The following is a 24,646-nucleotide window of genomic DNA, read 5'->3' as shown; positions in this document are numbered from 1 at the left end:
GCGGCGATTGTTGCATAGCAAAAAACAGGGGGGTGCGCCAGTGGTATCCTTGCCCGTTCCGGTGCCACTGCGGATTGTCGGTCGAGCCTTGCTCCCGCCACGCGATCGCACCCGGACAAAGTCCGGCCAGCCCGCGCAGCCACCCCTGCGCGCGCGAAGCGCAACTGTAGCGCAGCCGCAGGGACCGCCGCGACCTTTTGCCTAAACGGGGCCGCCGCGGAGTTGTAACGGGATGTGTCGATCCGAGTGCGACCATCACTCCGGGCGTGTGACGGCCCCATCTGCCCGCTGGCCAGGCTTTGCAAGGATTCCTTCCCTTCCTTCCCTTTACGAACCTGGAGTTTGCAGTATGAACCACCCCACGATGCAAGGTACGGCGCCCGTCAATGCGCCGGCCTGGGTCAAGCACCCCAAGCTGGTGGCCTGGGTCGCGGAAATCGCCGCCCTGACCAAGCCTGACAATATCTATTGGTGCGACGGCTCCCAGGAAGAATACGACCGCCTGTGCGAGCAGATGGTCGCCGCCGGCACCATGAAGCGGCTGAACCCGGCCAAGCGCAAGAACTCCTTCCTGGCACTGTCGGACCCCTCGGACGTGGCGCGGGTGGAAGATCGCACCTTTATCTGCTCTGAAAAGCAGGAAGACGCCGGCCCCACCAACAACTGGACCGCACCCGCCGAGATGCGCCAGACGCTGAACGGCCTGTTCGACGGCTGCATGCGCGGCCGCACGCTGTATGTGGTGCCGTTCTCGATGGGCCCGCTGGGCTCGCCGATCGCCCATATCGGCGTGGAACTGTCCGATTCGCCGTACGTGGCGGTCAATATGCGCATCATGACGCGCATGGGCCGCGCGGTGTACGACGTGCTGGGCACCAACGGCGAGTTCGTGCCGTGCGTGCACACCGTGGGCAAGCCGCTGGCCGCAGGCGAGAAAGACGTGCCGTGGCCGTGCAACCCCACCAAGTACATCGTCCATTTCCCGGAAACGCGCGAGATCTGGTCGTTCGGCTCCGGCTACGGCGGCAACGCGCTGCTGGGCAAGAAGTGCTTTGCGCTGCGCATTGCATCGACCATGGGCCGCGATGAAGGCTGGCTGGCCGAGCACATGCTGATCCTGGGCGTGACCTCGCCCGAGGGCAAGAAATACCACGTCGCCGCCGCGTTCCCGTCGGCCTGCGGCAAGACCAACTTCGCCATGCTGATCCCGCCCAAGGGCTTCGAGGGCTGGAAGGTCACCACCATCGGCGACGACATCGCCTGGATCAAGCCGGGCCAGGACGGCCGCCTGTACGCGATCAACCCGGAAGCCGGCTACTTCGGCGTGGCCCCGGGCACCAGCGAGAAGACCAACTACAACGCGATGGCGACGCTGAAGGAAAACGTCATCTTCACCAACGTGGCGCTGACCGACGACGGCGACGTGTGGTGGGAAGGCATGACCAAGGAAGCGCCGGCGCACCTGGTCGACTGGCAGGGCAAGGACTGGACCCCGGAAATCGCCAAGGCCACCGGCGCCAAGGCTGCACACCCGAACGCCCGCTTCACCGCGCCGGCATCGCAGTGCCCGTCGATCGACGACAACTGGGACAACCCGGCCGGCGTACCCATTGATGCGTTCATCTTCGGCGGCCGCCGCTCGACCACCGTGCCGCTGGTGACCGAGGCGCGCAACTGGACCGAAGGCGTCTACATGGCCGCCACCATGGGTTCGGAAACCACCGCCGCGGCCGCCGGCCAGCAGGGCGTGGTGCGCCGCGACCCGTTCGCCATGCTGCCGTTCTGCGGCTACAACATGAGCGACTACTTCGGCCACTGGCTCGAACTCGGCAAGAAGCTGGAAGCCGCGGGCGCGAAACTACCGAAGATCTACTGCGTCAACTGGTTCCGCAAGGATGCCGACGGCAACTTCGTGTGGCCGGGCTTCGGCGAGAACATGCGTGTGCTGTCGTGGATGATCGACCGCGTGGAAGGCAAGGGGCAGGGCGCCGAGCACGTGTTCGGCACCACCCCGCGCTACCAGGACCTGAACTGGAATGGCGTGGACTTCACGCCGGCGCAGTTCACGCAGGTGACCTCGATCGATCGCGATGCGTGGCAGCAGGAGCTGGCGCTGCATGACGAGCTGTTCACCAAGCTGCGGCATCGGCTGCCGCAGGCGCTGGCCGAAGTGCGGGCGGCACTGGGCAAGCGGCTGGACGGCTGATCGCGCCACGGTTCGCGCAGTTCGCGATAAAGACGCCCGTCTCTGCCGAGACGGGCGTTTTTTTATCCCGCCTCGCTGTCCCCCAGTGTCTCCACTGCGTACTTCACCAACCCCGCCCGCCCCTCGATCCCCAGCTTGCGCTTCAGGTTCAGCCGGTGCGTCTCCACCGTGCGCACCGACACCCCCAGCTGCGCCGCGATTTCCTTGTTGGCGAGGCCGCGCCCGATCCCGCGCAGGATGTCGCGCTCGCGTGGCGTGAGCGCATCGAGCGGCCCTGTGGCGGGGCTCTGCTCGGCCATGCCGCGTGCAATGCGGGCGCTGTAGAAGACCCGTCCGGCCAGCACGGAGTGGATCGCCGCCATCAGCTCGTCGGCGGGCGCGTCCTTGAGCACATAGCCGCGCGCACCGGCACGCACCGCCTGGCGCACATACTCCAGGTTGTCGTGCATCGACACGATCAGCACCGCCAGCTCCGGATAGCGGTCATGCAGCGCCGCGGCCAAGGCAATGCCACCCATGCCGCGCATGCCGATATCGGTGATAACCAGGTCGGGCAGCTCGGCGGCACCGGCACGGTCCAGCCACGCCAGCGCGGCCTCGCCATCGTCGGCTTCGCCCACCACGCGCAGGCCGGGCTGCAGCGCCAGGTGCATGCGCATGCCGTCGCGCACCAGCGCATGGTCGTCGATCAGCAGCACGCGGGCGGGTACTTCGGTGGAATCGGCAAAAGACTGGGTCATGACGGCGAGGGTCCTGCTGAAACGGGATCGTGCGCAATGGCCGCGGGCCTGGCCAGCGGCAGTGAAGCGACCAGCTGGGTGCCGCCCGTGCCCGAAACGATGTCGAACTGCCCGCACAGCGCGGCGATGCGCTCGCGCAGGTTGCGCAGGCCGATGCCGCGCTGCGGGTCCTCCTGCATGCGCGCCACGTCGAAGCCATGTCCGTCGTCGCGCACGGTGAGGCGCGTGGCATCGGCATCGAAGGCCAGCGCCACCGCGACCCGGCGCGCGCCGGCATGGCGCTCGACGTTGGTCAAGGCTTCCTGGGCGATGCGGAACAGCGCCGTGGCCTGCTCGTCGGGCAGTTCGCGCGGGGTGCCGCTCTGGGTCACCGCAATCTCCAGCCCGCTGCCGCCCTGCATCTCGCGCGCCAGGTGCTGCAGCGCGGCGTGCAGGCCCAGGTCGTCGAGCAGGGCGGGGCGCAGGTTGCGCGCCACGCGGCGCACTTCATTGAACACGGTATCGAGCCGGTTCAGCGCCATGCCCAGCACCGGCGCCACCGCGGCGCCTTCGGCCGGGGCCAGGCGCAGGCGGTTGGTAGCGGTTTCCAGCACCAGCTTGACCGACACCAGCAGCTGGCTGATGCCGTCGTGCAGCTCGCGCGAGAGCCGGGCGCGCTCTTCTTCCTGCGACTGCACCACGCGCTGCGCCAGCTGGCGCAGCTTGGCGTCGGCCTCGCGGTGCTCGCTGACGTTCAGCGCCAGGCCGCTGGCGGCGACCAGCAGGATGCTGATGCCGGCAATCACGCCGATCCAGGCCATGGTCTGGCGGATATCGGTCTCGGCACGGGCGTCGAGCTGGCGCAGCGTGCTTTCCACGTCATCCAGGTAGATGCCGGTGCCCACCATCCAGCCCCATTCGGGCACCGCCACCACATAGCCGAGCTTGGGCGCCAGCTGCTGCGACGAGGGCTTTCTCCACAGGTAACGCACCGCGCCGCCACCGCCCTTGGCCGCGGCGATCAGTTGCTGGATGGTCAGCGCGCCCTGCGGGTCGCGCAGCGTCCACAGGTCCTGGCCGACCAGTTCGGGCTGGCGCGGGTGCATCAGGTTGCGGCCGTGCAGGTCATACAGGAAGAAATAGCCGTCGGGGCCGTAGTCCAGCCGCGCAAGTGCCTCCATCGCGGCCTGCCGGGTGGCGGCGTCGGTGCGCCCGGAGCGCACCAGCGGCGCGATCGCGCTCTGCGCCAGTTCTACGTAGTGGCGCAGCTCGGTTTCCTTGCTCTGCAGGTAGGCGGCCTCGACCAGCGCGCGTTCATGCTGCGCGAGCTGCGTGGCCTGGAAGCGCACGGCAAGTGCGATGCCCAGCATGGCGACCGCAAGTGGCGCCACGGCTAGCAACAGGATCTTCTGGCGGAGTTTCATACAGGTGCGGGGGGACCGGGGGTAAACACCGATGCCGCGCAGGCGGCATGCCACCGTCGATTTGCGTAGTACTACGCAGAAGTGCTGCGTAGTTACGCGCTTGTGCGGGGTTTGGCGGGTGTCAATACTACACGCCGAACGCGCCGCCGCCCCAGCAGGGCGCATGCGCGGACGCAGCTGGTGCACCGTCCACACCCGGACGGTGCGTCGCCTGCCTGCAAGACGAGATCCGGAAACGACGACACAACCGGGCGCGCAGCAGCTATCCCAGGAGACACCCTCACCGCCGGATTGCCCCCGCTGCCCGCCCTCGGCGCACCCCCGCTGCCGATCCTGCCAGTTGCCTGTTACCAGTCTTTCGCCGCCGCAGGCTATCCATATCCCGGTCTGAGGAGACCCTTCACTATGAATCGCATCGGAGAACACCTGGTGTGGCTGGCTGTCGCCGTCCTTGGCGCGTTTGCCTTCGGCACTGTCGCGCTGGCGCGCGGCGAGGCCGTCAGCGCGCTGTGGATCGTGGTTGCCGCGCTCTGCATCTACCTGATCGCCTACCGCTACTACAGCCGCTTTATCGCCGACAAGGTGATGCAGCTCGATCCCAAACGGATGACGCCCGCGTGGCGCCATAACGACGGCCTGGACTACGTGCCGACCAACAAGGCGGTGCTGTTCGGCCACCACTTCGCCGCCATCGCCGGCGCCGGCCCGCTGGTCGGCCCGGTGCTGGCCGCGCAGATGGGCTATATGCCGGGCATGCTGTGGCTGCTTGCCGGCGTGGTGTTCGCCGGCGCGGTGCAGGACTTCATGGTGCTGTTCATCTCCACGCGCCGCGACGGCCGCTCGCTGGGCGACCTGGTCAAGTCCGAGATGGGCACGATCCCGGGCATGATCGCGCTGTTCGGCTGCTTCATGATCATGGTCATCATCCTGGCGGTGCTGGCGCTGATCGTGGTGAAGGCGCTGGCCGACTCGCCGTGGGGCACGTTCACCGTGGCGGTGACGATCCCGATCGCGCTGTTCATGGGCATCTATACGCGCTATATCCGCCCGGGCCGCATCGGCGAGGTGTCGGTGATCGGCTTCGTGCTGCTGATGCTGGCCATCATCGGCGGCCAGTACGTGCACGAGAGCGCCGTGCTGGCGCCGCTGTTCACCTATGACGGCAAGGCGCTGACGTGGATGCTGATCATCTACGGCTTTATCGCCGCCGTGCTGCCGGTGTGGCTGCTGCTGGCGCCGCGCGACTACCTGTCGACCTTCCTGAAGATCGGCACCATCATCGCGCTGGCGGTCGGCATCCTGATCGTCGCCCCGGACCTGAAGATGCCGGCGTTCACGCAGTTCGCGCAAGGCGGCGGGCCGGTGTGGTCGGGCAACCTGTTCCCATTCCTCTTCATCACCATCGCCTGCGGCGCGGTGTCGGGCTTCCACGCGCTGATCTCGTCGGGCACCACGCCCAAGCTGCTGGAGAACGAGACCCACGCGCGCTTTATCGGCTACGGCGCGATGCTGGCCGAATCGTTCGTCGCGATCATGGCACTGGTGGCCGCCTCGGTGATCGAGCCGGGCGTGTACTTCGCCATGAACAGCCCGGCGGCCGTGATCGGCACCACGCCGGAAGCGGTGGCGCACGCGGTCTCGACCTGGGGCTTCGTGATCACGCCGGACGTGCTGGTGCAGACCGCCAAAGACGTCGGCGAGAACACCATCCTCTCGCGCGCCGGCGGCGCGCCGACGCTGGCCGTGGGCATCGCCCATATCCTGCACCAGGTGGTGGGCGGCCAGGCCATGATGGCGTTCTGGTACCACTTCGCCATCCTGTTCGAGGCGCTGTTCATCCTGACCGCCGTCGACGCGGGCACCCGCGCCGGCCGCTTCATGCTGCAGGACCTGCTGGGCAGCTTTATCCCGTCGATGCGCAAGACCGATTCGCTGATCGCCAACCTGACCGCCACCGCGCTGTGCGTGGCGGCGTGGGGTTACTTCCTGTACCAGGGCGTGGTCGATCCGCTGGGCGGCATCAACACGCTGTGGCCGCTGTTTGGCATCTCCAACCAGATGCTGGCCGCGGTGGCGCTGGTGCTGGGCACCTGCGTGCTGGTCAAGATGAAGCGCGGCCAGTACGCCTGGGTCACGCTGGTGCCGACCGTGTGGCTGCTGATCTGCACGCTGACCGCCGGCTGGCAGAAGCTGTTCCACGCCGATCCCAAGGTCAGCTTCCTGACCCACGCCGCCAAGTTCAGCGCCGCCATTGCCGAAGGCAAGGTGCTGGCCCCGGCCAAGTCGATGGAGCAGATGCACCGCATCGTCTTCAACGACTACCTGGACGCCGGCCTGTGCGCGCTGTTCATGCTGGTGGTGCTGTCGATCGTGTTCTACGGCTTCAAGACCGCGCTGCAGGCGCGCGCCGCGAAGCGCCCGACCGACAAGGAAACGCCGTTCGAGCCGCTGCCGGGCGCCGCCTCGGCCCAGTCCTGATACCGGAGCCCGCCATGCTGGAACAACTCGGAACGATGGGACGCTACCTGGGGCAGTCGCTCAGGCTGATGGTCGGGCTGCCCGACTACCAGACCTACGTGGCCCATATGGAAAGCACCCACCCGGACCGCGCGCCGATGAGCTACGAGGAGTTCTTCCGCGAGCGCCAGGAGGCACGCTACGGCGGCGGGCAAGGCAAGTGCTGCTGAGCACACGCTGAACGCCGCCGTCCTGCGGGCCGGCGGCATACAAAGCAGACAGGCGATCACTTGATCGCCTGTCTTTTTATGAAGTGTTGCGTGTTTGCCGCGCTTTTGTAATGCACGGATACCGTTTCTGTAGCGGGTTACAGGGCTTTACAGGTGGTTACAGCAAGGGTGCGGCACCTTCTCTACACTTGCGACACATCATGGCAATTCGAGGAAAAAAGATATGACTCGCCATCCCGTTCGCAACCTGACCATTGCCCTCGCCCTGGCGGCCTGCGCGCTGCCGGCCGTCGCGAGCGACATGAACAACGCCCTGGGCGGCGCACTCGGCGGGGTCGCCGGTGCCGCCGTGGGCGGCGCGCTGGGCGGTAGCACCGGCGCAGTGATCGGTGGTGCAGTGGGCGGCGGCGCCGGTGGCGCAGTTACCTCCAACCGCCGCGAGCGCACCGGTGCCATCATCGGCGGCGCGCTGGGCGGCGGTGCCGGCACCGCGGCTGGCAATGCCATGGGCGGCCGCACCGGCGGCCTGATCGGCGCCGGCCTGGGCGGTGGCGCGGGCGCGGCGCTGGGCGGCAACGTCTCGCGCAGCAACTCGTACGACAATGACCGCCGCTATTACAACAGCAGCTACAAGCGCAAGAAGCACAAGCACCACCATCGCCACCACTACGACGACTAAGAAGTCGTAGGGGTCAGCAAAACGGGCCGTCATGGCCCGTTTTTCATTTGCGGCGTCTGGCATAATCGTTCGCCAGTGGTTGCAAACCTGCCGGATGCAGAAACAAAGAAGCCCGCAACCGGAACCGGTGCGGGCTTCTTCTCCAATAAAGGCGGAGAGGCTGCTAGGCGCTCCCCCAAGGACCTGTGGAGACCAGGTTTGAAGCAGGCGGGGCCGCACAAGGGGAGGAAGCTGCCCCGGGGATCGCGCTGCCAGAGACCGCCGGGGAGACGGGCCTGGGGTGGCCAGGCGGCCTTACAGCGGCGCGCGATCGGTGGTGGTGTCGTACTTGCCGCCTTCGGTGTAGGTGTCGAACTTGCCGGCGCGGGCACCCTCGGCGAAGGTATCGAACTTGCCGGCGCGGGCGCCGTCGGTGTACGGATCGAACTTGGCTACCTTGGCGCCGTCGGTGAACACATCGAACTTGCCGTTCTTGGCAAAGGCCGGTGCGGCCGACAAGGCGGCGGCGAGGGTAGCGACAGCGATCAGGGCGTAGCGGTTGGTTTTCATGATTCAGGCCTTCTCTATTGCATGGATGCCTGATTCATCACTTCGACGAAAGACTATGTTGCATTGCGGCATCCGATGGCTAGATATTAGGCATTTCCCTCATATCAATAAATATCAGGATCCACAATGATTAGTTTTGATTCGAACAATAAAATAGGCTGATTACGTAAGAATTCAGCGCAGAACCGGGAGACTGTGTCATGGATCGCCTGCAATCGATGCGTGTGTTTTCCAAGGTGGTGGAACTGGGAAGCTTCGCGCGTGCAGCGCAGCAGTTGGAAATGTCCAACGCGGTGGTGACGCGCTACGTGGCCGACCTGGAGAGCCATCTGGGCACGCGCCTGCTCAACCGCACCACCCGCAGCCTGTCGCTGACCGACGCCGGCGAAACCTACCTGCAGCGCTGCCAGCAGATCCTGGAAGACGTGGAAGAAGCCGAAAGCGTGGTCACGGCGCGCAGCCAGTCGCTGTCAGGCACGCTGCGGCTGGTCACCCCGGTGATGTTCGGCCTGCACCTGCTGCCGGAATTGCTGGCGCGCTTCCAGCAGCTGTATCCGGACGTGGTGTTCGACGTGATCCTGTCGGACCGCAATGTCGATATCGTCGAAGAAGGCCGCGACGTGGCCGTGATGCTGTCCGACCTGGGCCTGGGCTCGCACCTGGTGGCGCGCCCGCTGCTGTCGGCCGAGGTGATCCTGTGCGCGTCGCCGGGCTACGTGGCGGCGCACGCGCCGATCCGCCATGCCCATGAACTCAGCCACCACCGCTGCATTGCCATGCGCCTGCCCAGCGCCGAGCACGAATGGACGCTGCTGGGCCCGGAAGGCGAGGTGACCGTGCCGATCCGCCCCGGGCTGCTGTGCAGCAATGCCGAACTGGCCCACCAGGCGGCGCTGGCCGACATGGGCGTGGCCATGCTGTCGTCCTACCTGGCGCGTCCCAATATCGAATCCGGCAAGCTGGTGCATGTGCTGCCGCAATACCAGCTGCCGCGGCGCGACGTCAGCGTGGTCTACCCGAGCCGCAAGTTCTTGCCGACCAAGGTGCGCGCCTTTATCGACTTCCTGCTCGAAGAAGGGCAGGTACGGGGCAAGGAAGCGCAGCCGGCGCCAGCCGCCAGCCACGGCGCGCAAGCCGTGCGCACCTGAGCGGCTGCCCGGCCGAGCCAGCCAAAGCAAAACGCCCGGTGATGCCGGGCGTTTTGCCGTGACGCGCTGACGCTTACTCGCCGGCGGCCGCCGCGCGCGACTTCTTGGCCGCGGCGGTCTTGGCGGGGGCCTTCTTGGCTGCCGCCTTCTTGGCCGGTGCCTTGGTGGCCGGAGCCTTGGCGGCTGGCGTCTTGGCCGCGGTCTTCGCTGCCGTCTTGGTTGCCGGCGCCGCCTCGGCCGTGCCATTCGATGCCGCCTTGGCCGTGGTCTTCGCCGCCGTCTTGGCGCCCGCCTTGGGCTCGCGCGCCTCGAACTCGAAGCCGATCTTGCCGTCCGGCTGCTTGACCAGGAAGGCCTTGAAGTTGCGGCCGGTGCGCGACGACTTGAACCCCGTCAGCAGATCGGTCTTGCCGTCGGTGAGCAGCTTGCCGATCTGCTCGCGGCTGATTTCCTGCTGCAGGATGATCTTGCCGGTGGTGAAGTCGCAGCTCTTGGGGCTGGTCGTGCTGTTCTCGCAGACGTACTTCATGCCGTGCTCGAACACCGAGCCGCCGCACTTCGGGCAGGTGCCCACCGGCTCCTGGCCGCTGAAGTCGACCGGCTCGCCGTCGTTGTCGTCGTCGTTCTGGCCGAAGTCGAATTCCATCTTGTAATGGCCTTCGTCGTCCTTGCCCAGCTTGAGGATGGCGGCGAACGGACGGCCCATCTTGCTGCGGAAGCCCTGCAGCGGACCGATTTCCTTCTTCAGCAGCAGTTCTTCGACCTCTTCGATCTCGAACTGGCGCCCGCCCGGGATCTTGCTGATCGAGAACTCGCACGCGGTGCAGGCAAAGCGGCGGTAGTTCTCCTTGACCTGTCCGCCGCATTGCGGGCACGGCGTGTCCAGCGTGGCGTAGTCGCCCGGGATGGTGTCGCTGTCGTATTCCTTGGCGCGCTTGACGATCTGCTGCGTCATCTGCGCGATCTCGAGCATGAACTCGTCGCGCTTCATGCGCCCGCGTTCGATCTGCGAGAGCTTGTGCTCCCATTCGCCGGTCAGCTCGGCCTGCGTCAGTTCCAGCACGCCCAGGCCGCGCAACAGCGTCATCAGCTGGAACGCCTTGGCGGTCGGGATCAGCTCGCGGCCTTCGCGCACCAGGTATTTTTCCGTCAGCAGGCCTTCGATGATGGCCGCGCGCGTCGCCGGCGTGCCCAGGCCCTTGCCGGCCATGGCCTCGCGCAGCGCGTCGTCGTCCACCAGCTTGCCGGCGCCTTCCATCGCCGACAGCAGCGTGGCTTCGTTGTAGCGCGCGGGCGGCTTGGTGGTCAGGCCGACGCTCTCGACCTTGTCGGTCTTGACCTTCTCGTCCTTGGCCACCGGCACCAGGTTGGCGGCGTCCTTGTCGCCCTGCGCCTCGCGGCCGTAGATCACCAGCCAGCCCGGGTTGACCAGCACCTTGCCTTCGGTCTTGAAGTGGTGGCCGGCGACTTCCGTGATGCGGGTGGTGACCTGGAACTCGGCCGCCGGGAAGAACACCGCCAGGAAGCGGCGCACCACCAGGTCGTACAGCTTCTGCTCCGGCTCGGACAGGTTCTTGGGCGCCTGCAGCGTCGGGATGATGGCGAAGTGGTCGCTGATCTTGCTGTTGTCGAAGATCTTCTTGTTCGGCTTGACCCAGCCCTGGGCCAGGATCTTCTTGGCGTGCGGCAGGTAGTTGGGCGAGCTGTCGGCCAGCATGTCCATGGTCTGCTTGACCGTGTCCAGGTAGTCCTCGGGCAGCGCGCGCGCATCGGTACGCGGGTAGGTCAGGACCTTGTGCTTTTCATACAGGGCCTGCGCCAGGCCCAGCGTGTTCTTGGCCGAGAAGCCGAAGCGCGAGTTGGCCTCGCGCTGCAGCGTGGTCAGGTCGAACAGCGCCGGCGACTGTTGCGTCGACGGCTTGGATTCCTCGGTGACCGTGCCGGTCTTGTCGCGGCAGGCGGCGACGATGCTCTTGGCCTCGGCCTCGCTCCACAGGCGCGATTCGCGCGCCTCGGGATCGAACTCGCTCTTCTTGAACCTGGGGTCGAACCAGCGGCCTTCATACAGGCCGGCGGCGGCGATGAACTCGGCCCGCACTTCCCAGTAGTCGCGCGGCACGAAGTGCTTGATCTTCTCTTCACGCTCCACCACGATCGACAGCGTCGGCGTCTGCACGCGGCCCACGGTGGTCAGGAAGAAGCCACCGCCCTTGCTGTTGAAGGCGGTCATGGCGCGGGTGCCGTTGATGCCGACCAGCCAGTCGGCCTCGGAGCGGCAGCGCGCGGCGTCGGCCAGCGGCAGCATGTCTTCGTCTTCGCGCAGGCTGGCGAAGCCATCGCGGATCGCCTGCTGCGTCATCGACTGCAGCCACAGCCGGCGCACCGGCTGCTTGGCCTTGGCCTGTTGCGCGATCAGCCGGAAGATCAGCTCGCCTTCGCGCCCCGCGTCACAGGCGTTGATCAGGGCGGTGACGTCCTTGCGCTTGATCAGCCGGTTCAGCACCTTCAGGCGCGACTCGGTCTTGGCGATCGGGCGCAGGTCGAAATGCGGCGGGATCACCGGCAGGTTGGCGAAGCTCCACTTGCCGCGCTTGACCTCGTATTCGTCCGGCGCGGCGATCTCGACCAGGTGGCCGACGGCGGAGGACAGCACGTAGTCGTCGCTCTCGAAATACTCGTCGTGCTTGGTAAACCCCCCGAGGGCACGGGCGATATCCGCCGCGACCGACGGTTTTTCCGCGATGATGAGGGCTTTTGACATGGGAAGGGTCCTTGCGAGCTGCATCCGGCAACCCGCGAATTGCACTACAAACGAAGTAATCAGAACGCCGGGGGGCTATGAGGCGCCAATAATAAGCGCGCTTTCGACGGCGGTGCAAGCAAGCCCCGCCGCCGACCCAGTCGCCGCCTAGGCGGCGCTGCTCCCCCCGGCAAGCAACCAGTCCAGCACCTGCGGCACGTCTTCGGCACTCGCCGGCATCGCCGCACCGCGGCTCAGCATGCGTTCCAGCACCTCGATGTGCGGCAGCAGGGTGCCATAGAACTGGGGCGTGCCGCCCGACGCAGGCTGCACCAGCAGCGTCGGGAAATTCTCAATATCGATATCGCCAAGCGCATCCGCGTGCGTCTCGATGTCGATCCAGACGAAGCAATCCTCCGGATGGCGCGAGGCCAGCGCGGTCAGCGCCGCCAGGTAGTCCCGGCACGTGCCGCACCACTGCGCGCACAGGCAGGCCACCAGGCGGCCCTGCGGCCGCGCTGCCAGGCACCCGGCAATGGCGCCTGCGTCACGTTCTGGAAAGTAAACGGTCATGGCATCGGAAACATGAGGCGCCCGCGGCACGCGGGCTGCCGGCGATTGTATCGGTATTGCGCTGCAGCTCACCCAAGCCGCCGGAACAGGTTTCCCGGTAGACGCTCGGCGTGCCCGGCCAGTTCCAGTTCCAGCAGGCGCGCCGCGGCGGCTTCCGGCGGCTGGCCGCTGCGCTCGCACAGCGCATCCAGCGTAACCGGATCGTAGCCGAGAGCGGCCAGCAGGGGGTCGGCGTGGCCGGCAAAGTCAGAAAGATCTGGTTGCTCCGGTACGGACGCGGGAACGCGCGCGGCAGCGGGGCGGGCAGGTGCCGGCAGCAGGTTGATCTCTTCCAGCACATCCTCCACGCGCTCCACCAGCTTCGCGCCCTGGCGGATCAGCAGGTGGCAGCCTGCTGACAGCGGCGCGTGGATCGAGCCCGGCACCGCAAATACCTCGCGCCCCAGGTCGGCCGCCAGCCGTGCGGTGATCAGCGAGCCCGAGCGCGCCGCGGCCTCCACCACCAGCACCCCGCGCGCCAGCGCGGCGATGATGCGGTTGCGGCGCGGGAAGTTGGCAGGCAGGCCCTGCATGCCGAGCGGGAATTCGGTAACGATGGCGCCGCGCGCGGCCACTTCGTGCGCCAGCGCCAGGTTCTCGGCCGGATAGACCCGGTCGGCCCCCGTACCCGTAACAGCGACGGTACCGCCGCAACCCTGCAGCCCGCCGGCATGGGCGGCGGCATCGACGCCCAGCGCCAGCCCCGAGACCACCGCCAGCCCCGACTCGGACAGCGCCCGCCCAAACGCCTGCGCATCGCGCTTGCCCTGCTCGGTGGCGCCGCGCGCGCCGACGATGGCCACCGCAGGACGCGCCAGCAGCGCGGGATCGCCCTTGATATATAGCAGCGGCGGCGGGTCGGGCAGGTCGAACAGGCGGGCAGGGTAGGCGTCGTCGCCAAACGTGACCAAGTGGTTGCCGGGCGTGCCGAGCCAGGCAAGGGTGCGTTCGACCAGTGCCGGCAGCCCGGTGCCGGGCCTGGCCAGCACCGCGCGGGCGTGTTTCTTGGGGACGACGGACGACAGCGCTGCCACGCTCTGCGCCAGGATCTGCTGCGGCAACCCGAATGCGGTCAGCAGCAGGCGCACCGTGACCGGGCCGACGCCGGGCGCGCAGGCGAGCTGCAGCCACGCCTTCAGCTCGTCGGGATCGCGCGTGGTGAGCTGCCGGGCAGCGCCGGCATGGCAAAGGGAAGCGGCGGCCGCCGGGGCCGCCTGCGATGTCGCCAAGGCCGGCTCAGCGCGGCGAGGTCGCCCGGTCGCCGACCGCGATCACGTTGGAGGCGTCGGTGACCAGCGCATACGACACCCCCGGGAACACGCGGAAGACAAAGGCCAGGCCGTAGCGCTCATCAGGCAGGCGGATGGCGCGGTTGCTGTCGGTCTTGTCGGCGACGGTCTCGCCGGTGCGCGACAGCGCGAGCACATGCCCGGGCTCAACCCCGGCCTGGCTGCCGAGGTTGAGCACCACCACCTGCTTGGCGCCGCCGAACTCGACCCCGCCATAGACCTTGGCCACGCGGCCGTCGAGCTGCGTATCGGGCGCGTGCGGCACATAGCGCGCCGCTTCGCGCGCGGGCTGCGGCATCAGCAGCGTGCCCACGCCCATTTCCTGCCTGGCCTGCGTGACCTGCATGGTCGAGACCGCATCCGGGCCCTGCGCACCGCGCGCCAGGCGCACGTTGCCTTCGTATTCGGCCTCGTAGCCGAGCACGGCGTTGGAGACGGGGTCGCGCACCGGGGTGACCGGGCGGTAGGCCTGCCAGTCGCTGCCTTGCGGCGCGTCGGCGGGGATGCCGCGCGCATAGCCGGTGTCGTCGCGGCCAAGGATGACGCGCGACTCGGACACGGCGACGATGCGCGCCGAGGTGGCCAGCGTATCCTGGTCGACCACCAGCGGGCGGATCAGGAAGGGCTCGATATCGGAGGACGCGATGCTCAGGATGGCGGCGCCGTCGGCGGCGTTGCCGCGTATCTGCGGCGACAGGCGCACCGTGCCGCTGCCGGCGGGCGTGGTCGACAGCCAGGCGCGGCCGTCGCGCTGGATCAGGTACAGGATCTGTCCCGGATAGATCAGGTGCGGGTTGCGGATCTGTTGCTGGTTCATGCCCCATAGCTCAGGCCAGCGCCATGGCTGGCGCAGGAAGCGGCCCGAGATCCCCCACAGCGTGTCCCCCGTGCGCACGGTGTACTGCGACGGCGCATTGGCAGCCAGGTCTGAAACGGGGATGCCCTGTTGGGCCGTGCGCTGGGCTTCGGCCTGCTGTGCCGGCGTGACCGTGAGGTCCGCGGCCAGGGCCGGAAGCGTGGCCGCGGCAGTGAAGCCGGCGGCACTCAACAACGCATAGGCAAGCTTAGGGATGAACGCGTGCAGCCTGCGGCCCGACGCCGCCTGGTGTTCTTTGGTAAGATCGCGCATTTTCCTGACCGGCCGGTGGTTCGGCCGGATTGACCCGGGAGAGCGTGCCTGTTTCGGCGCGCCTTGAATTTTTGTACTTGCGCCCCGATTCTGCATGTAAACACCCGCCGCCGCAACGCGGCCCGGTTGCCGGCAGCCGCCGGCGTTGCGCCTGAGCATCATGGCAAAACTCGATATCCTGACCTACCCCGATCCCCGTCTGCACACCGTTGCCAAACCCGTTGCGGCAGTGGACGACCGCATCCGCCAGCTGGTGAAGGACATGGCTGAAACCATGTACGAAGCGCCCGGCATCGGGCTGGCCGCCACGCAGGTCAACGTGCATGAGCAGGTGGTGGTGATCGACGTCTCGGAAACGCGCGACCAGCTCCAGGTCTTTATCAACCCGGAGATCGTCTGGGCCAGCGACAACCGCAAGGTCTGGGAAGAGGGCTGCCTGTCGGTGCCCGAGGTCTATGACCGCGTCGAGCGCCCCGACCGGGTGCGCGTGCGCGCGCTCAACGAGAAGGGCGAGAGCTTCGAGCTCGAGGCCGACGACCTGCTCGCTGTCTGCATCCAGCATGAGATCGATCACCTGCGCGGCAAGGTCTTTGTCGAATACCTGTCGCCGCTCAAGCTCAACCGCATCAAGAGCAAGCTGCAGAAGCGCGAGCGCACCCGCATGTAGCGGCGCCCTGCCACAAAGATGTAACAGCCCGCCCGGAATCCCGCCGCCAGCGCGCGGCACCCGCGCGGGGTCTGTTATCTTTATGACTTCCGAAGAACAAAAGAACCGGCCGCGATAGCGGCCGGTCCTGTTTCAGGCCACGGAACCTGCCATGTCCCAAGCCAGACCCCTGCGTGTCGCCTTTGCCGGCACGCCCGAGTTCGCGCGCGTCGCGCTGGAAGCCATCCACGCCGCCGGTTTTCCCGTCGTGGCGGTGCTGACGCAGCCTGACCGCCCCGCCGGCCGCGGCCTGCAGCTGCACGCCAGCCCGGTGAAGCAGTTCGCCGCCGCCAGCGGCCTTGGGCCGGTGCTGCAGCCGCGCTCGCTGCGCCGCCAGGGCAAGTACCCGGAAGACGCCGCCGCGGCCATCGACGCGCTCGCCGGCACCGCCCCCGACGTGATGGTGGTGGCCGCCTACGGCCTGATCCTGCCGGCCGAGGTGCTGGCCCTGCCGCGCCTGGGCTGCCTGAATATCCACGGCTCGCTGCTGCCGCGCTGGCGCGGCGCGGCGCCGATCCACCGCGCCATCGAGGCGGGCGATGCCGAGACCGGCATCACGCTGATGCAGATGGACGAAGGCCTGGACACCGGCGACATGCTCACGCGCGAGGCCGTGCCGATCGGCCCGGACGACACCACCGGCACGCTGCACGACACGCTGGCCGCGCTGGGCGCGCGCATGACCGTGGCAGCGCTGCAGGAGCTGGCCGCCGGCCGCGCGCTGGCCGCCACGCCGCAGCCGGCCGAAGGCGTCACCTACGCCGAGAAGATCGCCAAGGACGAGGCCCCGCTGGACCTGCGCCGCCCGGCCGCGGCGCTGGCCAACCAGGTGCGCGCGTTCAACCCCTTCCCGGGCGCGACGGTGCAGGTCGGCGATACCGTGATCAAGTGCTGGCAGGCCGTGCCGCTGGCCGCCGCCAGCAGCCTGCCGCATCCGCCCGGCACGGTGCTGGCGGCCGACGCCGCCGGCATCATCATCGCCTGCGGCGAGGGCAGCGCACTGCAGGTCACCGAGCTGCAGAAGCCGGGCGGGCGCCGCCAGCCGGCGCAGCAGTTCCTGCAGGCCCTGCCGCTGCCGCCGGGCACGCGCTGCGCGGTACCCGGCAACGGCGCCGCGCAGGCATGATCGGACGGGCCTTGGCCGCACATGGCGGCATAAGTGCCGGCGGCACCGCCCCGGCCGGCGCAAGCGGCCACGGCTCCCCCCTGAAACCGTTGAACAGCCGTTGAACAGCCGTTGAATTTTCGGGTATCGCCCCCTATCTAACGGTCATCGCGTCCGCTTTCCCCCGGGACGCGACTCACGATTACACGGAGATCACCGCAATGTTCAACTGGGTCAAGACCTTCATGCTGATGGCGGCCATCACGGCGCTGTTCATCGTCATCGGCGGCATGATCGGCGGGCGCAGCGGCATGATGATGGCGCTGCTGCTTGCGCTGGGCATGAACTTCTTCTCCTACTGGTTCTCGGACAAGATGGTCCTGCGCATGTACAACGCGCAGGAAGTCGACGCCGGCAGCGCGCCGCAGTTCTACGGCATGGTGCAGGACCTGGCGCAGCGCGCCGGCCTGCCGATGCCGCGCGTGTACCTGATCAACGAAGACGCGCCCAACGCCTTTGCCACCGGCCGCAACCCGGAGCACGCCGCGGTGGCGGCCACCACCGGCATCCTGCGGGTGCTGTCCGAGCGCGAACTGCGCGGCGTGATGGCACATGAGCTGGCGCACGTGCGCCACCGCGACATCCTGACCTCGACCATCGCCGCCACCATGGCCGGTGCGATCTCGGCGCTGGCCAATATGGCAATGTTCTTCGGCGGCCGCGACGAGAACGGCAACCGCAGCAACCCGATCGCAAGCATTGCCGTGGCAATCCTGGCCCCGCTGGCGGCATCGCTGATCCAGATGGCAATCTCGCGCGCACGTGAATTCGAAGCCGACCGCGGCGGCGCCGAGATCAGCGGCGACCCGCAGGCACTGGCCAGCGCACTGGACAAGATCCACCGCTACGCCCAGGGCATCCCGTTCCAGGCGGCCGAAGAACACCCGGCCACGGCGCAGATGATGATCATGAACCCGCTCTCGGGCGGCGCCATCGCCAATTTGTTCTCGACCCACCCGGCCACCGAGGAGCGCATCGCGCGCCTGATGCAGATGGCCCAGACCGGCACCTATCCCGCCTGAGCGGCCGGAAATCCGGGGCAGGGCCCCCGCACAGGGTAAACTGCCCGCTGTTCCGCATGGACCGGCGGGCTTTTTTTTGTGCCCGCGCCGGCCTGCTTCCCGATTCCAACGCCTGATCCGCCGCCTGACCGATATGCGCCTGCCTCCCGATTCGCTTGCCTTCCAGATGCTTGGCGCCGCCGCCGCGGTGCGCGCCGTCAGCGAAGGCACAGCCTTGCCCCAGGCGATCGAGGACGCCGCCGCGCAACTGCGGCTGGACCGCGTGCAGGATGCCGCCACGCGCGGCGCGCTGCAGGACATCGCCTATCGCACCATGCGCCAGTTCGGCACGGCACGCGCACTGGTGACAAAGCTGGTCACGCGCCCGCCGGGCGCGCAGGTCGATTCGCTGCTGGCGGTGGCGCTGGCGCTGCTGCTGGAGCACGCACCGGGCCCGCGCGACAAGCAGGACGGCGCGGACGCCGGCCGCCCGGGCTACAGCACCTTCACCGTGGTCGACCAGGCAGTCAGCGCCGCCGCCTCCGAACCCAAGACTGCGCATGCGCGCGGCCTGGTCAACGCGGTGCTGCGCCGTTTCCTGCGCGAACGCAAGGCGCTGCTGGCCGAGGTCAACCGCGACGAGCAGGCGCGCTGGAACCTGCCGCCGTGGTGGCTGCGCATGCTGCGCGAGGCCTACCCGGACCAGTGGATGGCCCTGGCCGCCAGCGCCAATGTGCGCCCCCCGATGACGGTGCGCGTCAACACCGCGCGCGTGTCCGTGCAGCAGTACCAGACCGATCTTGCCAACGCCGGCCTGGCTGGCCATGTGGTCGGCCCGCAGGCCGTGCGCCTGGTGCGCGCGGTGCCGGTGACGCAGTTGCCGGGCTTTGCCGAAGGCGTGGTCTCGGTGCAGGATGCCGGCGCGCAGCTGGCCGCTCCGCTGCTCGAGGTGGCCGACGGCATGCGCGTGCTGGATGCCTGCGCGGCGCCCGGCGGCAAGACCGGGCACCTGCTGGAACTGGCCGATATTGAAGTCACCGCGGTGGAAAGCGACCCGCAGCGCACCACCCGCATCGCCGAGAACCTGGCGCGCCTGGGCAAGCAAGCGCGGATCGTGGTCGGCGATGCCAGCCGGCCCGCCGACTGGTGGGACGGCCAGCCCTTTGACCGCATCCTGGCCGACGTGCCGTGCTCGGCTTCGGGCATTGTGCGGCGCCATCCCGATATCCGCTGGCTGCGCCGCGAGACCGATATTGCCAAGCTCATCACCGAGCAGCGCCGCATCGTCTCGCAACTGTGGCCGCTGCTCAAACCGGGCGGCATCCTGGTCTATGTCACCTGTTCTATTTTCCCAACGGAAGGCGAGGAGCAGGCGCGCTGGTTTGGTGCACAGCTGGCAGATGCGATACGATTGCAGGCGCCGGGGCAGCTGCTGCCCGGCACCCATGCCACGCAAGCCGCCGGCGCCAATGGCGAAAAGGACACCACTGCCGGCACCAGCCTGCCGTCGGATCATGATGGCTTCTTCTACGCCCGCTTCCAGAAACGCGCCTGATCTGATCCGATGCTGAGCACGCCGCGCCTGTCAGACTTCCGCGTCATGGTGGACACGAACGTGGACGCTGCCGCGGACCGGGCGTGCCTGCATCTGCGCCCCGGCGGCGCGGGCAGGCGTGGCCTGCTGGCGCGGTGGTGGCTGGCACTGGTGCTGGCGCTCGCCTCGCTACTGTGGCTGCCGCCCGTCGCGCGCGCGCAGGTCATCGAGGCCACCGAGGCGCGCATCGAGTTCCAGGACGGCGGCTTCGAGCTCGCCGCCAGCTTCGACTTCGACCTGCCGCCCGCGCTGGAAGACGCGTTGCACAAGGGCATCTCCCTCTATTTCGCGGTCGACTTCCAGCTCTCGCGCTCGCGCTGGTACTGGTTCGACGACAAGCCGGTCAACACCACCCGCAGCGTGCGCCTGTCGTACCAGCCGCTGACGCGCCAGTACCGTGTCTCCACCGGCGGCCTGCAGTTGCCGTTCACGCGCCTGAAGGGCGCGCTGCAGTTCATCCAGCGCGTGCGCGGCTGGCGCGTGTTCGAGCGCAATGTGGTCAAGCCGGGCGAGACCTACCACGCGGAAGTGCGCATGCGGCTGGACCTGTCGCAACTGCCCAAGCCGTTCCAGATCAACGCCGTCAACACGCGTGAATGGAACCTGGCCTCCGACTGGCGGCGCTTCGCCTATACGGTGCCGACGGACCTGAACGCAGCGCCGCCACCCCCGCCGCCCGCAGCGCCGCCGCCGCCCGCGCCGGCCCCAGGGCCCGCATCGCCGGCGCTGCCGGCCTCGCCCGCCGTACCCGCGCCTGCGTCGGCGCCTGCCGCTGCCATTGACTCACGCGGCCTGACCATGCAGACGGTGTCGTACGGACTGTCGCCCGCACTGCTGCTGCAGCCCGCCTCGAGCCAGCCATGAACAACTCGCTGTGGGACAGCCGGTTCCGGCGCGTGCTGTACCGCGTCGTGGCCGGGATCATCGTCTTCCTGGCACTGGTGCTGGTGGGCCTGCTGGCCGGCGCATCGGCCAACACCGAATTCTTCGATCGCTATTTCACGCTGCTGTTCAAGGTGAACCTGGTGATCGGCGCCCTGCTGGTGCTGATCGTGGGTGCGCTGGCGCTGACGCTGTGGCTGCGCTATCGCCGCGGCAAGTTCGGCACGCGGCTGATGACCAAGCTCGCCGTGTTCTTCGGCGTGGTGGGCGTGCTGCCCGGCGTGCTGATCTACCTGGTATCGCTGCAGTTCGTCTCGCGCAGCATCGAGTCCTGGTTCGACGTGCGCGTGGAAACCGCGCTCGAGGCCGGCCTGAACCTGGGCCGCTCCACCATCGACAGCTCGCTCGCCGACCTGCAGGTCAAGGCACGCCTGATGGCCGAGCAGCTCGCCGGCGCCTCCGGCGTGGCCACCTCGCTGCAGCTGAACCGGCTGCGCGAGCAGTATGGCGTCCAGGAAGCCGCCATCTTCACCGGCAGCGGCCGCGTGCTGGCCACGGCGTCCAGCAACTACGCGTCGCTGGTGCCGGACCTGCCTTCGGGCGTGCTGGCCGAACAGGCACGGCTGGCCGGCGGCTACGCGGCGGTGGAGGGCGGCACCGACCCGTCGGGCGACGGCAGCCCGAGCCCCGAGCGCGTCGACAGCAGCCACCTGTACCGGCTGCGCGTGATCATTCCGCTGGGCGCCAGCCCGACCACGGCACAGGATGACGCGGCAGGCGGCAGCGCCCCGCGCGCGCTGGCCAAGCCGCCGCGCTGGGCCGGTTCCGGCCTGTCCGTCGAGCGCCGCCCGGAGGAATCGCCGTCGAGCGGCTTCGGCCTGGTTGGCGAGACCGTGCGCGAAGAGCGTTACCTGCAGGTGCTGCACCCGGTGCCGGCGGTGCTCGCGCGCAATGCCGACGAGGTCCAGCGCGCATACCAGGAATACCAGGAGAAGGCGCTGGGCCGCACCGGCCTGCGCAAGATGTATATCGGCACGCTGACGCTGACGCTGTTCCTGGCCGTGTTCATCGCGGTGATGCTGGCGCTGCTGCTGGGCGGGCAATTGGCGCGGCCGCTGCTGATGCTGCTGCAGGGGACCAAGGAAGTGGCCGAGGGCGACCTCTCGCCCAAGCGCGAACTGAAAAGCCGCGACGAGCTCGGCATGCTCACGCAGCAGTTCAACCAGATGACGCGCCAGCTGGCCGAGGCGCGGCTGGCGGTGGAAGAGAACCGCACCGCGCTCGAGCAATCGAAGGCCTACCTGGAAAGCGTGCTGCAGAACCTGACCGCCGGCGTGCTGGTGTTCGACCGCCGCTTCGTGCTGATTACCGCCAATCCGGGCGCGGAGCGCATCTTCCGCCAGCCGTTCGGCGCGGTGCTGGGCCTGCCGGTTGAGCAGATCCCTGGCATGGGGCCGTTCGGCGAGATCGTGCGCCAGGCCTTCTCGGACCAGAACACCAGCGAGGTGCTGGGCGGCGCCGAGCACTGGCAGAAGCAGATCGAGCTGCCGCAGGGCGAGGAACAGCCGCTTACGCTGCTGGTGCGCGGCGCACGCCTGCCCGGCGGCGAGCGCGATGAGCCCGGCTACGTGATCGTCTTCGACGATATCTCCGATGTGATTTCCGCTCAACGCTCGGTGGCCTGGGGCGAGGTGGCCAGGCGCCTTGCGCACGAGATCAAGAACCCGCTGACGCCGATCCAGCTCTCGGCCGAGCGCCTGCAGATGAAGCTCTCGCCCAAGCTCGAAGGCACCGACGCCGATGTGCTCAAGCGTGGCGCCGCCACCATCGTCAACCAGGTGGCCGCGATGAAGCGCATGGTCGATGACTTCCGCGACTACGCGCGCACACCGCCCGCGGTGCTGCAGTCGCTGCAGCTCAACAGCCTGGTGGCGGAAGTGCTGCACCTGTATGGCATCGATGATCCCGCAGTGCACGAGCATCCGGTGATTCATCCGACGCTGGGCACGGCGCTGCCCGAGATCAAGGGCGATCCGACGCAGTTGCGCCAGGTCATCCACAACCTGTTGCAGAACGCACAGGATGCCGCCACCGAGAACGTCGCGGCCGGTAGGGCGGCGCCCCATATCACTCTGAACACCGAGACTGTAGAATACAAAGATTCTGCCGGCGAAAACCGGCAGGCCGTCAAGCTCACCATTGCGGACAATGGTCCCGGTTTTGCGCCACGAATCCTGAGCCGTGCGTTCGAGCCCTACGTGACCACGAAAGCCAAGGGCACGGGCCTGGGGCTCGCGATGGTAAAGAAGATCATTGACGAACACGGCGCGCGAATCGAGATGCGCAATCGCATGGAAGGTGCGGAGATCGTCGGTGCACAGATCTCGATCCTGTTCGTTAAACTGACATAGTCAACAATGGCGTCCGGTCCCGGAACGCTGCGGTGGGGTTAAGAGGGGAAGTATGGCAACGATCCTCGTAGTCGATGACGAAATGGGAATCCGGGAGCTGCTCTCGGAGATCCTCAGCGACGAAGGCCACGTGGTTGAACTCGCGGAGAACGCGCTGCAAGCGCGCGAATACCGCGCAGCGGGTACGCCCGACCTCGTGCTGCTCGATATCTGGATGCCCGATACCGATGGCGTGACCCTGCTCAAGGAATGGTCCGCGCAGGGACAGCTGACGATGCCCGTCATCATGATGTCGGGCCACGCCACCATCGATACGGCGGTCGAGGCGACCAAGATCGGCGCGCTCAATTTCCTTGAGAAGCCGATCGCACTGCAGAAGCTGCTGTCCGCGGTCGAGCAGGGCCTGGCCCGCGGCATCGAACGCCCGCGCAGCAGCTCGGCCACCACCGCCGCGCCCGCCACGGCACCGTCTGCCGAACCCGGTTCGTCAGAGATCGTGCCCGAGGCCACCGCCGAGGCCGCCGCCAACGGCAGCCCCGCGCGCGTGCCCGAGGCCGAGATGCAGTTCTCCTTCGACATGCCGCTGCGCGAAGCGCGCGACCTGTTCGAGCGCGCCTACTTCGAATACCACCTGCTGCGCGAACACGGCAGCATGACCCGCGTGGCCGAGAAGACCGGGCTGGAGCGCACCCACCTGTACCGCAAGCTCAAGCAGCTCGGCGTCGAACTGGGCCGCAACAAGCCCGAGCCGGCCGAGCAATGAGGCTGTGACGCACATGACGCTTGACTGACCAAAAAAGTCCAGTTATAGTTTCGCTTCTTTGGCCCGGTAGCTCAGTCGGTAGAGCAGAGGATTGAAAATCCTTGTGTCGGCGGTTCGATTCCGTCCCAGGCCACCAGAACAAGAAAAGCCCGGCTCCCGCAGCCGGGCTTTTTGCATTGGGGCGCAGTGTCATAAACGCATCCGGACTCACGTCCCCGTCCTGTCGCCGCAACGGCGTACACATCCCGGCTCAACGCCAGCAACGCGCAACAGCCAACCCAGAAGTAAATATCTTCTACTTGGCAGCCGATCTATGTATCTCTACGATGCCCTGATGCGCTGCCGCCCGGCGGCGCGGACCGAGCCGGCCAAGCCGCACCCATAACGCGGACACCCGGTCCAGGGCTTACTTTCTTACCGGGGGGTCTGATGGATACGTTGATCGGGACAAACAACCGCTGGCCGCCGCAGACTGCGGGCGACGAGCGCGGGTTGTGGAAGAGCACCATGGCCGCGGCCAGCCACGCGCTGGGAGCGGCGGGGCGGGTGCAGCAGGCGGTCTCGCAAACGCTGAAGCTGCAGCACAAGATCCGCGCGCTGCGCGACGAGCTGCACCAGATGGAGGCCGAGCGCGACGTCTACCGCGAGCTGCATGCGCGCACGGTCGAAGAGCTGCACCAGGCAATCGACCGCAGCCCGGCAGAGATCCGGCGGCTGCGCGCAGAGACCGAGGCCATGCAGGTGCGCCACCGCGCCTACAAGCTGCTGGTGCAGCACTACATGCGCCTGGGCGCGCCGATCGATCCCGCGGCCTTTGCCGAGCAGCGCAGCCGCGTGCAGCAGCACATCCTGTTCCAGCGCCGCAAGGGCATTCCGGTGGCACAGATCCGCGTCGAGGACATCGCGTTCCTGCTGCGCTGAGGCGCCTTGCGGCGGTGAAGC

20 protein-coding genes and 1 tRNA gene are annotated in these 24,646 nt (G+C 67.8%); 14 read left to right on the top strand and 7 right to left on the bottom strand.

All coding sequences use genetic code 11. The annotated features are described in order from the left end of the window. The first annotated feature begins 349 nt into the window (after window positions 1-349). Window positions 350-2,206, top strand: coding sequence for a phosphoenolpyruvate carboxykinase (GTP) (locus AC3WLF_RS19235; protein ID WP_492321347.1), 1,857 nt, complete (start codon window positions 350-352; stop codon window positions 2,204-2,206). Window positions 2,207-2,268: 62 nt separating this feature from the next. Here the strand turns inward: AC3WLF_RS19235 and AC3WLF_RS19230 are convergent, their stop codons facing one another. Together AC3WLF_RS19230 and AC3WLF_RS19225 are read right to left on the bottom strand one after the other, a co-directional pair. Then, window positions 2,269-2,946: a response regulator gene (locus AC3WLF_RS19230; protein WP_492321348.1), complete on the bottom strand. Its 678-nt coding sequence runs from the start codon at window positions 2,944-2,946 to the stop codon at window positions 2,269-2,271. Further along, window positions 2,943-4,349 (bottom strand): cache domain-containing protein, encoded by a 1,407-nt coding sequence (locus tag AC3WLF_RS19225; protein WP_492321349.1) that lies wholly within the window; start codon window positions 4,347-4,349, stop codon window positions 2,943-2,945. The genes AC3WLF_RS19230 and AC3WLF_RS19225 overlap by 4 nt, the downstream gene beginning before the upstream one ends. 405 nt (window positions 4,350-4,754) lie before the next feature. Here AC3WLF_RS19225 and AC3WLF_RS19220 point away from each other — a divergent pair, with 405 nt between their 5' ends. The 3 genes from AC3WLF_RS19220 to AC3WLF_RS19210 all read left to right on the top strand — a co-directional run bounded on the left by AC3WLF_RS19220 (window position 4,755) and on the right by AC3WLF_RS19210 (window position 7,715). Then, complete coding sequence (locus AC3WLF_RS19220; protein ID WP_492352652.1) at window positions 4,755-6,827, top strand: carbon starvation CstA family protein; 2,073 nt, start codon at window positions 4,755-4,757, stop codon at window positions 6,825-6,827. A gap of 14 nt (window positions 6,828-6,841) precedes the next feature. Continuing rightward, window positions 6,842-7,036 (top strand): YbdD/YjiX family protein, encoded by a 195-nt coding sequence (locus AC3WLF_RS19215; RefSeq protein ID WP_012354346.1) that lies wholly within the window; start codon window positions 6,842-6,844, stop codon window positions 7,034-7,036. Window positions 7,037-7,259: 223 nt separating this feature from the next. Next, window positions 7,260-7,715: a YMGG-like glycine zipper-containing protein gene (locus tag AC3WLF_RS19210; RefSeq protein ID WP_340523080.1), complete on the top strand. Its 456-nt coding sequence runs from the start codon at window positions 7,260-7,262 to the stop codon at window positions 7,713-7,715. A gap of 294 nt (window positions 7,716-8,009) precedes the next feature. Here the strand turns inward: AC3WLF_RS19210 and AC3WLF_RS19205 are convergent, their stop codons facing one another. Further along, the gene (locus AC3WLF_RS19205; protein ID WP_492321351.1) at window positions 8,010-8,264 is read right to left on the bottom strand and encodes a hypothetical protein; all 255 of its coding nucleotides are present in this window, start codon (window positions 8,262-8,264) and stop codon (window positions 8,010-8,012) included. Between the two features lie 200 nt (window positions 8,265-8,464). On the opposite strand from AC3WLF_RS19205, the gene AC3WLF_RS19200 reads away from it, so the two are divergent. Further along, the gene (locus AC3WLF_RS19200; RefSeq protein WP_010811330.1) at window positions 8,465-9,412 is read left to right on the top strand and encodes a LysR family transcriptional regulator; all 948 of its coding nucleotides are present in this window, start codon (window positions 8,465-8,467) and stop codon (window positions 9,410-9,412) included. Between the two features lie 73 nt (window positions 9,413-9,485). Here AC3WLF_RS19200 and AC3WLF_RS19195 read toward each other — a convergent pair whose 3' ends face one another. The 4 genes from AC3WLF_RS19195 to AC3WLF_RS19180 all read right to left on the bottom strand — a co-directional run bounded on the left by AC3WLF_RS19195 (window position 9,486) and on the right by AC3WLF_RS19180 (window position 15,182). Next, window positions 9,486-12,173 carry a DNA topoisomerase III gene (locus tag AC3WLF_RS19195; protein WP_492352653.1) on the bottom strand — a complete coding sequence of 896 codons (2,688 nt, stop codon included), beginning with the start codon at window positions 12,171-12,173 and terminating at the stop codon, window positions 9,486-9,488. A gap of 147 nt (window positions 12,174-12,320) precedes the next feature. Beyond that, window positions 12,321-12,725 (bottom strand): thioredoxin family protein, encoded by a 405-nt coding sequence (locus AC3WLF_RS19190; protein WP_011616267.1) that lies wholly within the window; start codon window positions 12,723-12,725, stop codon window positions 12,321-12,323. Window positions 12,726-12,793: 68 nt separating this feature from the next. Next, window positions 12,794-13,993, bottom strand: coding sequence for a DNA-processing protein DprA (dprA, locus tag AC3WLF_RS19185; RefSeq protein WP_492358643.1), 1,200 nt, complete (start codon window positions 13,991-13,993; stop codon window positions 12,794-12,796). 7 nt (window positions 13,994-14,000) lie between these two features. Then, the gene (locus AC3WLF_RS19180; protein WP_492352655.1) at window positions 14,001-15,182 is read right to left on the bottom strand and encodes a LysM peptidoglycan-binding domain-containing protein; all 1,182 of its coding nucleotides are present in this window, start codon (window positions 15,180-15,182) and stop codon (window positions 14,001-14,003) included. Window positions 15,183-15,342: 160 nt separating this feature from the next. Between AC3WLF_RS19180 and def the strand changes: the two genes are divergently transcribed. The 9 genes from def (at window position 15,343) to AC3WLF_RS19135 (ending at window position 24,625) form a co-directional block, all read left to right on the top strand. Next, window positions 15,343-15,849, top strand: a complete 507-nt coding sequence (gene def / locus AC3WLF_RS19175; protein WP_010811325.1) for a peptide deformylase — start codon at window positions 15,343-15,345, stop codon at window positions 15,847-15,849. Window positions 15,850-16,000: 151 nt separating this feature from the next. Continuing rightward, window positions 16,001-17,014: a methionyl-tRNA formyltransferase gene (fmt, locus tag AC3WLF_RS19170; protein ID WP_492358642.1), complete on the top strand. Its 1,014-nt coding sequence runs from the start codon at window positions 16,001-16,003 to the stop codon at window positions 17,012-17,014. 200 nt (window positions 17,015-17,214) lie between these two features. Then, window positions 17,215-18,075 carry a zinc metalloprotease HtpX gene (gene htpX, locus AC3WLF_RS19165; RefSeq protein WP_010811323.1) on the top strand — a complete coding sequence of 287 codons (861 nt, stop codon included), beginning with the start codon at window positions 17,215-17,217 and terminating at the stop codon, window positions 18,073-18,075. 133 nt (window positions 18,076-18,208) lie between these two features. After that, the gene (gene rsmB / locus AC3WLF_RS19160) at window positions 18,209-19,609 is read left to right on the top strand and encodes a 16S rRNA (cytosine(967)-C(5))-methyltransferase RsmB (RefSeq protein ID WP_492321569.1); all 1,401 of its coding nucleotides are present in this window, start codon (window positions 18,209-18,211) and stop codon (window positions 19,607-19,609) included. 9 nt (window positions 19,610-19,618) lie between these two features. Continuing rightward, entirely contained in the window at window positions 19,619-20,512 is an 894-nt protein-coding gene (locus AC3WLF_RS19155; RefSeq protein WP_492358641.1) for a DUF4390 domain-containing protein, read from the top strand. Continuing rightward, window positions 20,509-22,941, top strand: coding sequence for a sensor histidine kinase (locus AC3WLF_RS19150; protein WP_492321567.1), 2,433 nt, complete (start codon window positions 20,509-20,511; stop codon window positions 22,939-22,941). The genes AC3WLF_RS19155 and AC3WLF_RS19150 overlap by 4 nt, the downstream gene beginning before the upstream one ends. Window positions 22,942-22,993: 52 nt before the next feature. After that, window positions 22,994-23,704 (top strand): response regulator, encoded by a 711-nt coding sequence (locus AC3WLF_RS19145; protein WP_492352659.1) that lies wholly within the window; start codon window positions 22,994-22,996, stop codon window positions 23,702-23,704. 60 nt (window positions 23,705-23,764) lie between these two features. Then, window positions 23,765-23,840: transfer RNA gene (locus AC3WLF_RS19140), tRNA-Phe, on the top strand. Window positions 23,841-24,133: 293 nt separating this feature from the next. Continuing rightward, window positions 24,134-24,625 (top strand): hypothetical protein, encoded by a 492-nt coding sequence (locus AC3WLF_RS19135; RefSeq protein ID WP_492321565.1) that lies wholly within the window; start codon window positions 24,134-24,136, stop codon window positions 24,623-24,625. Window positions 24,626-24,646 lie beyond the last annotated feature (21 nt).

It is taken from the genome of Cupriavidus sp. FW306-01-F10A (assembly GCF_058782785.1).
Note: the sequence above shows the minus strand (reverse complement) of the source record. Positions and strands in the feature narration are given on the sequence as shown.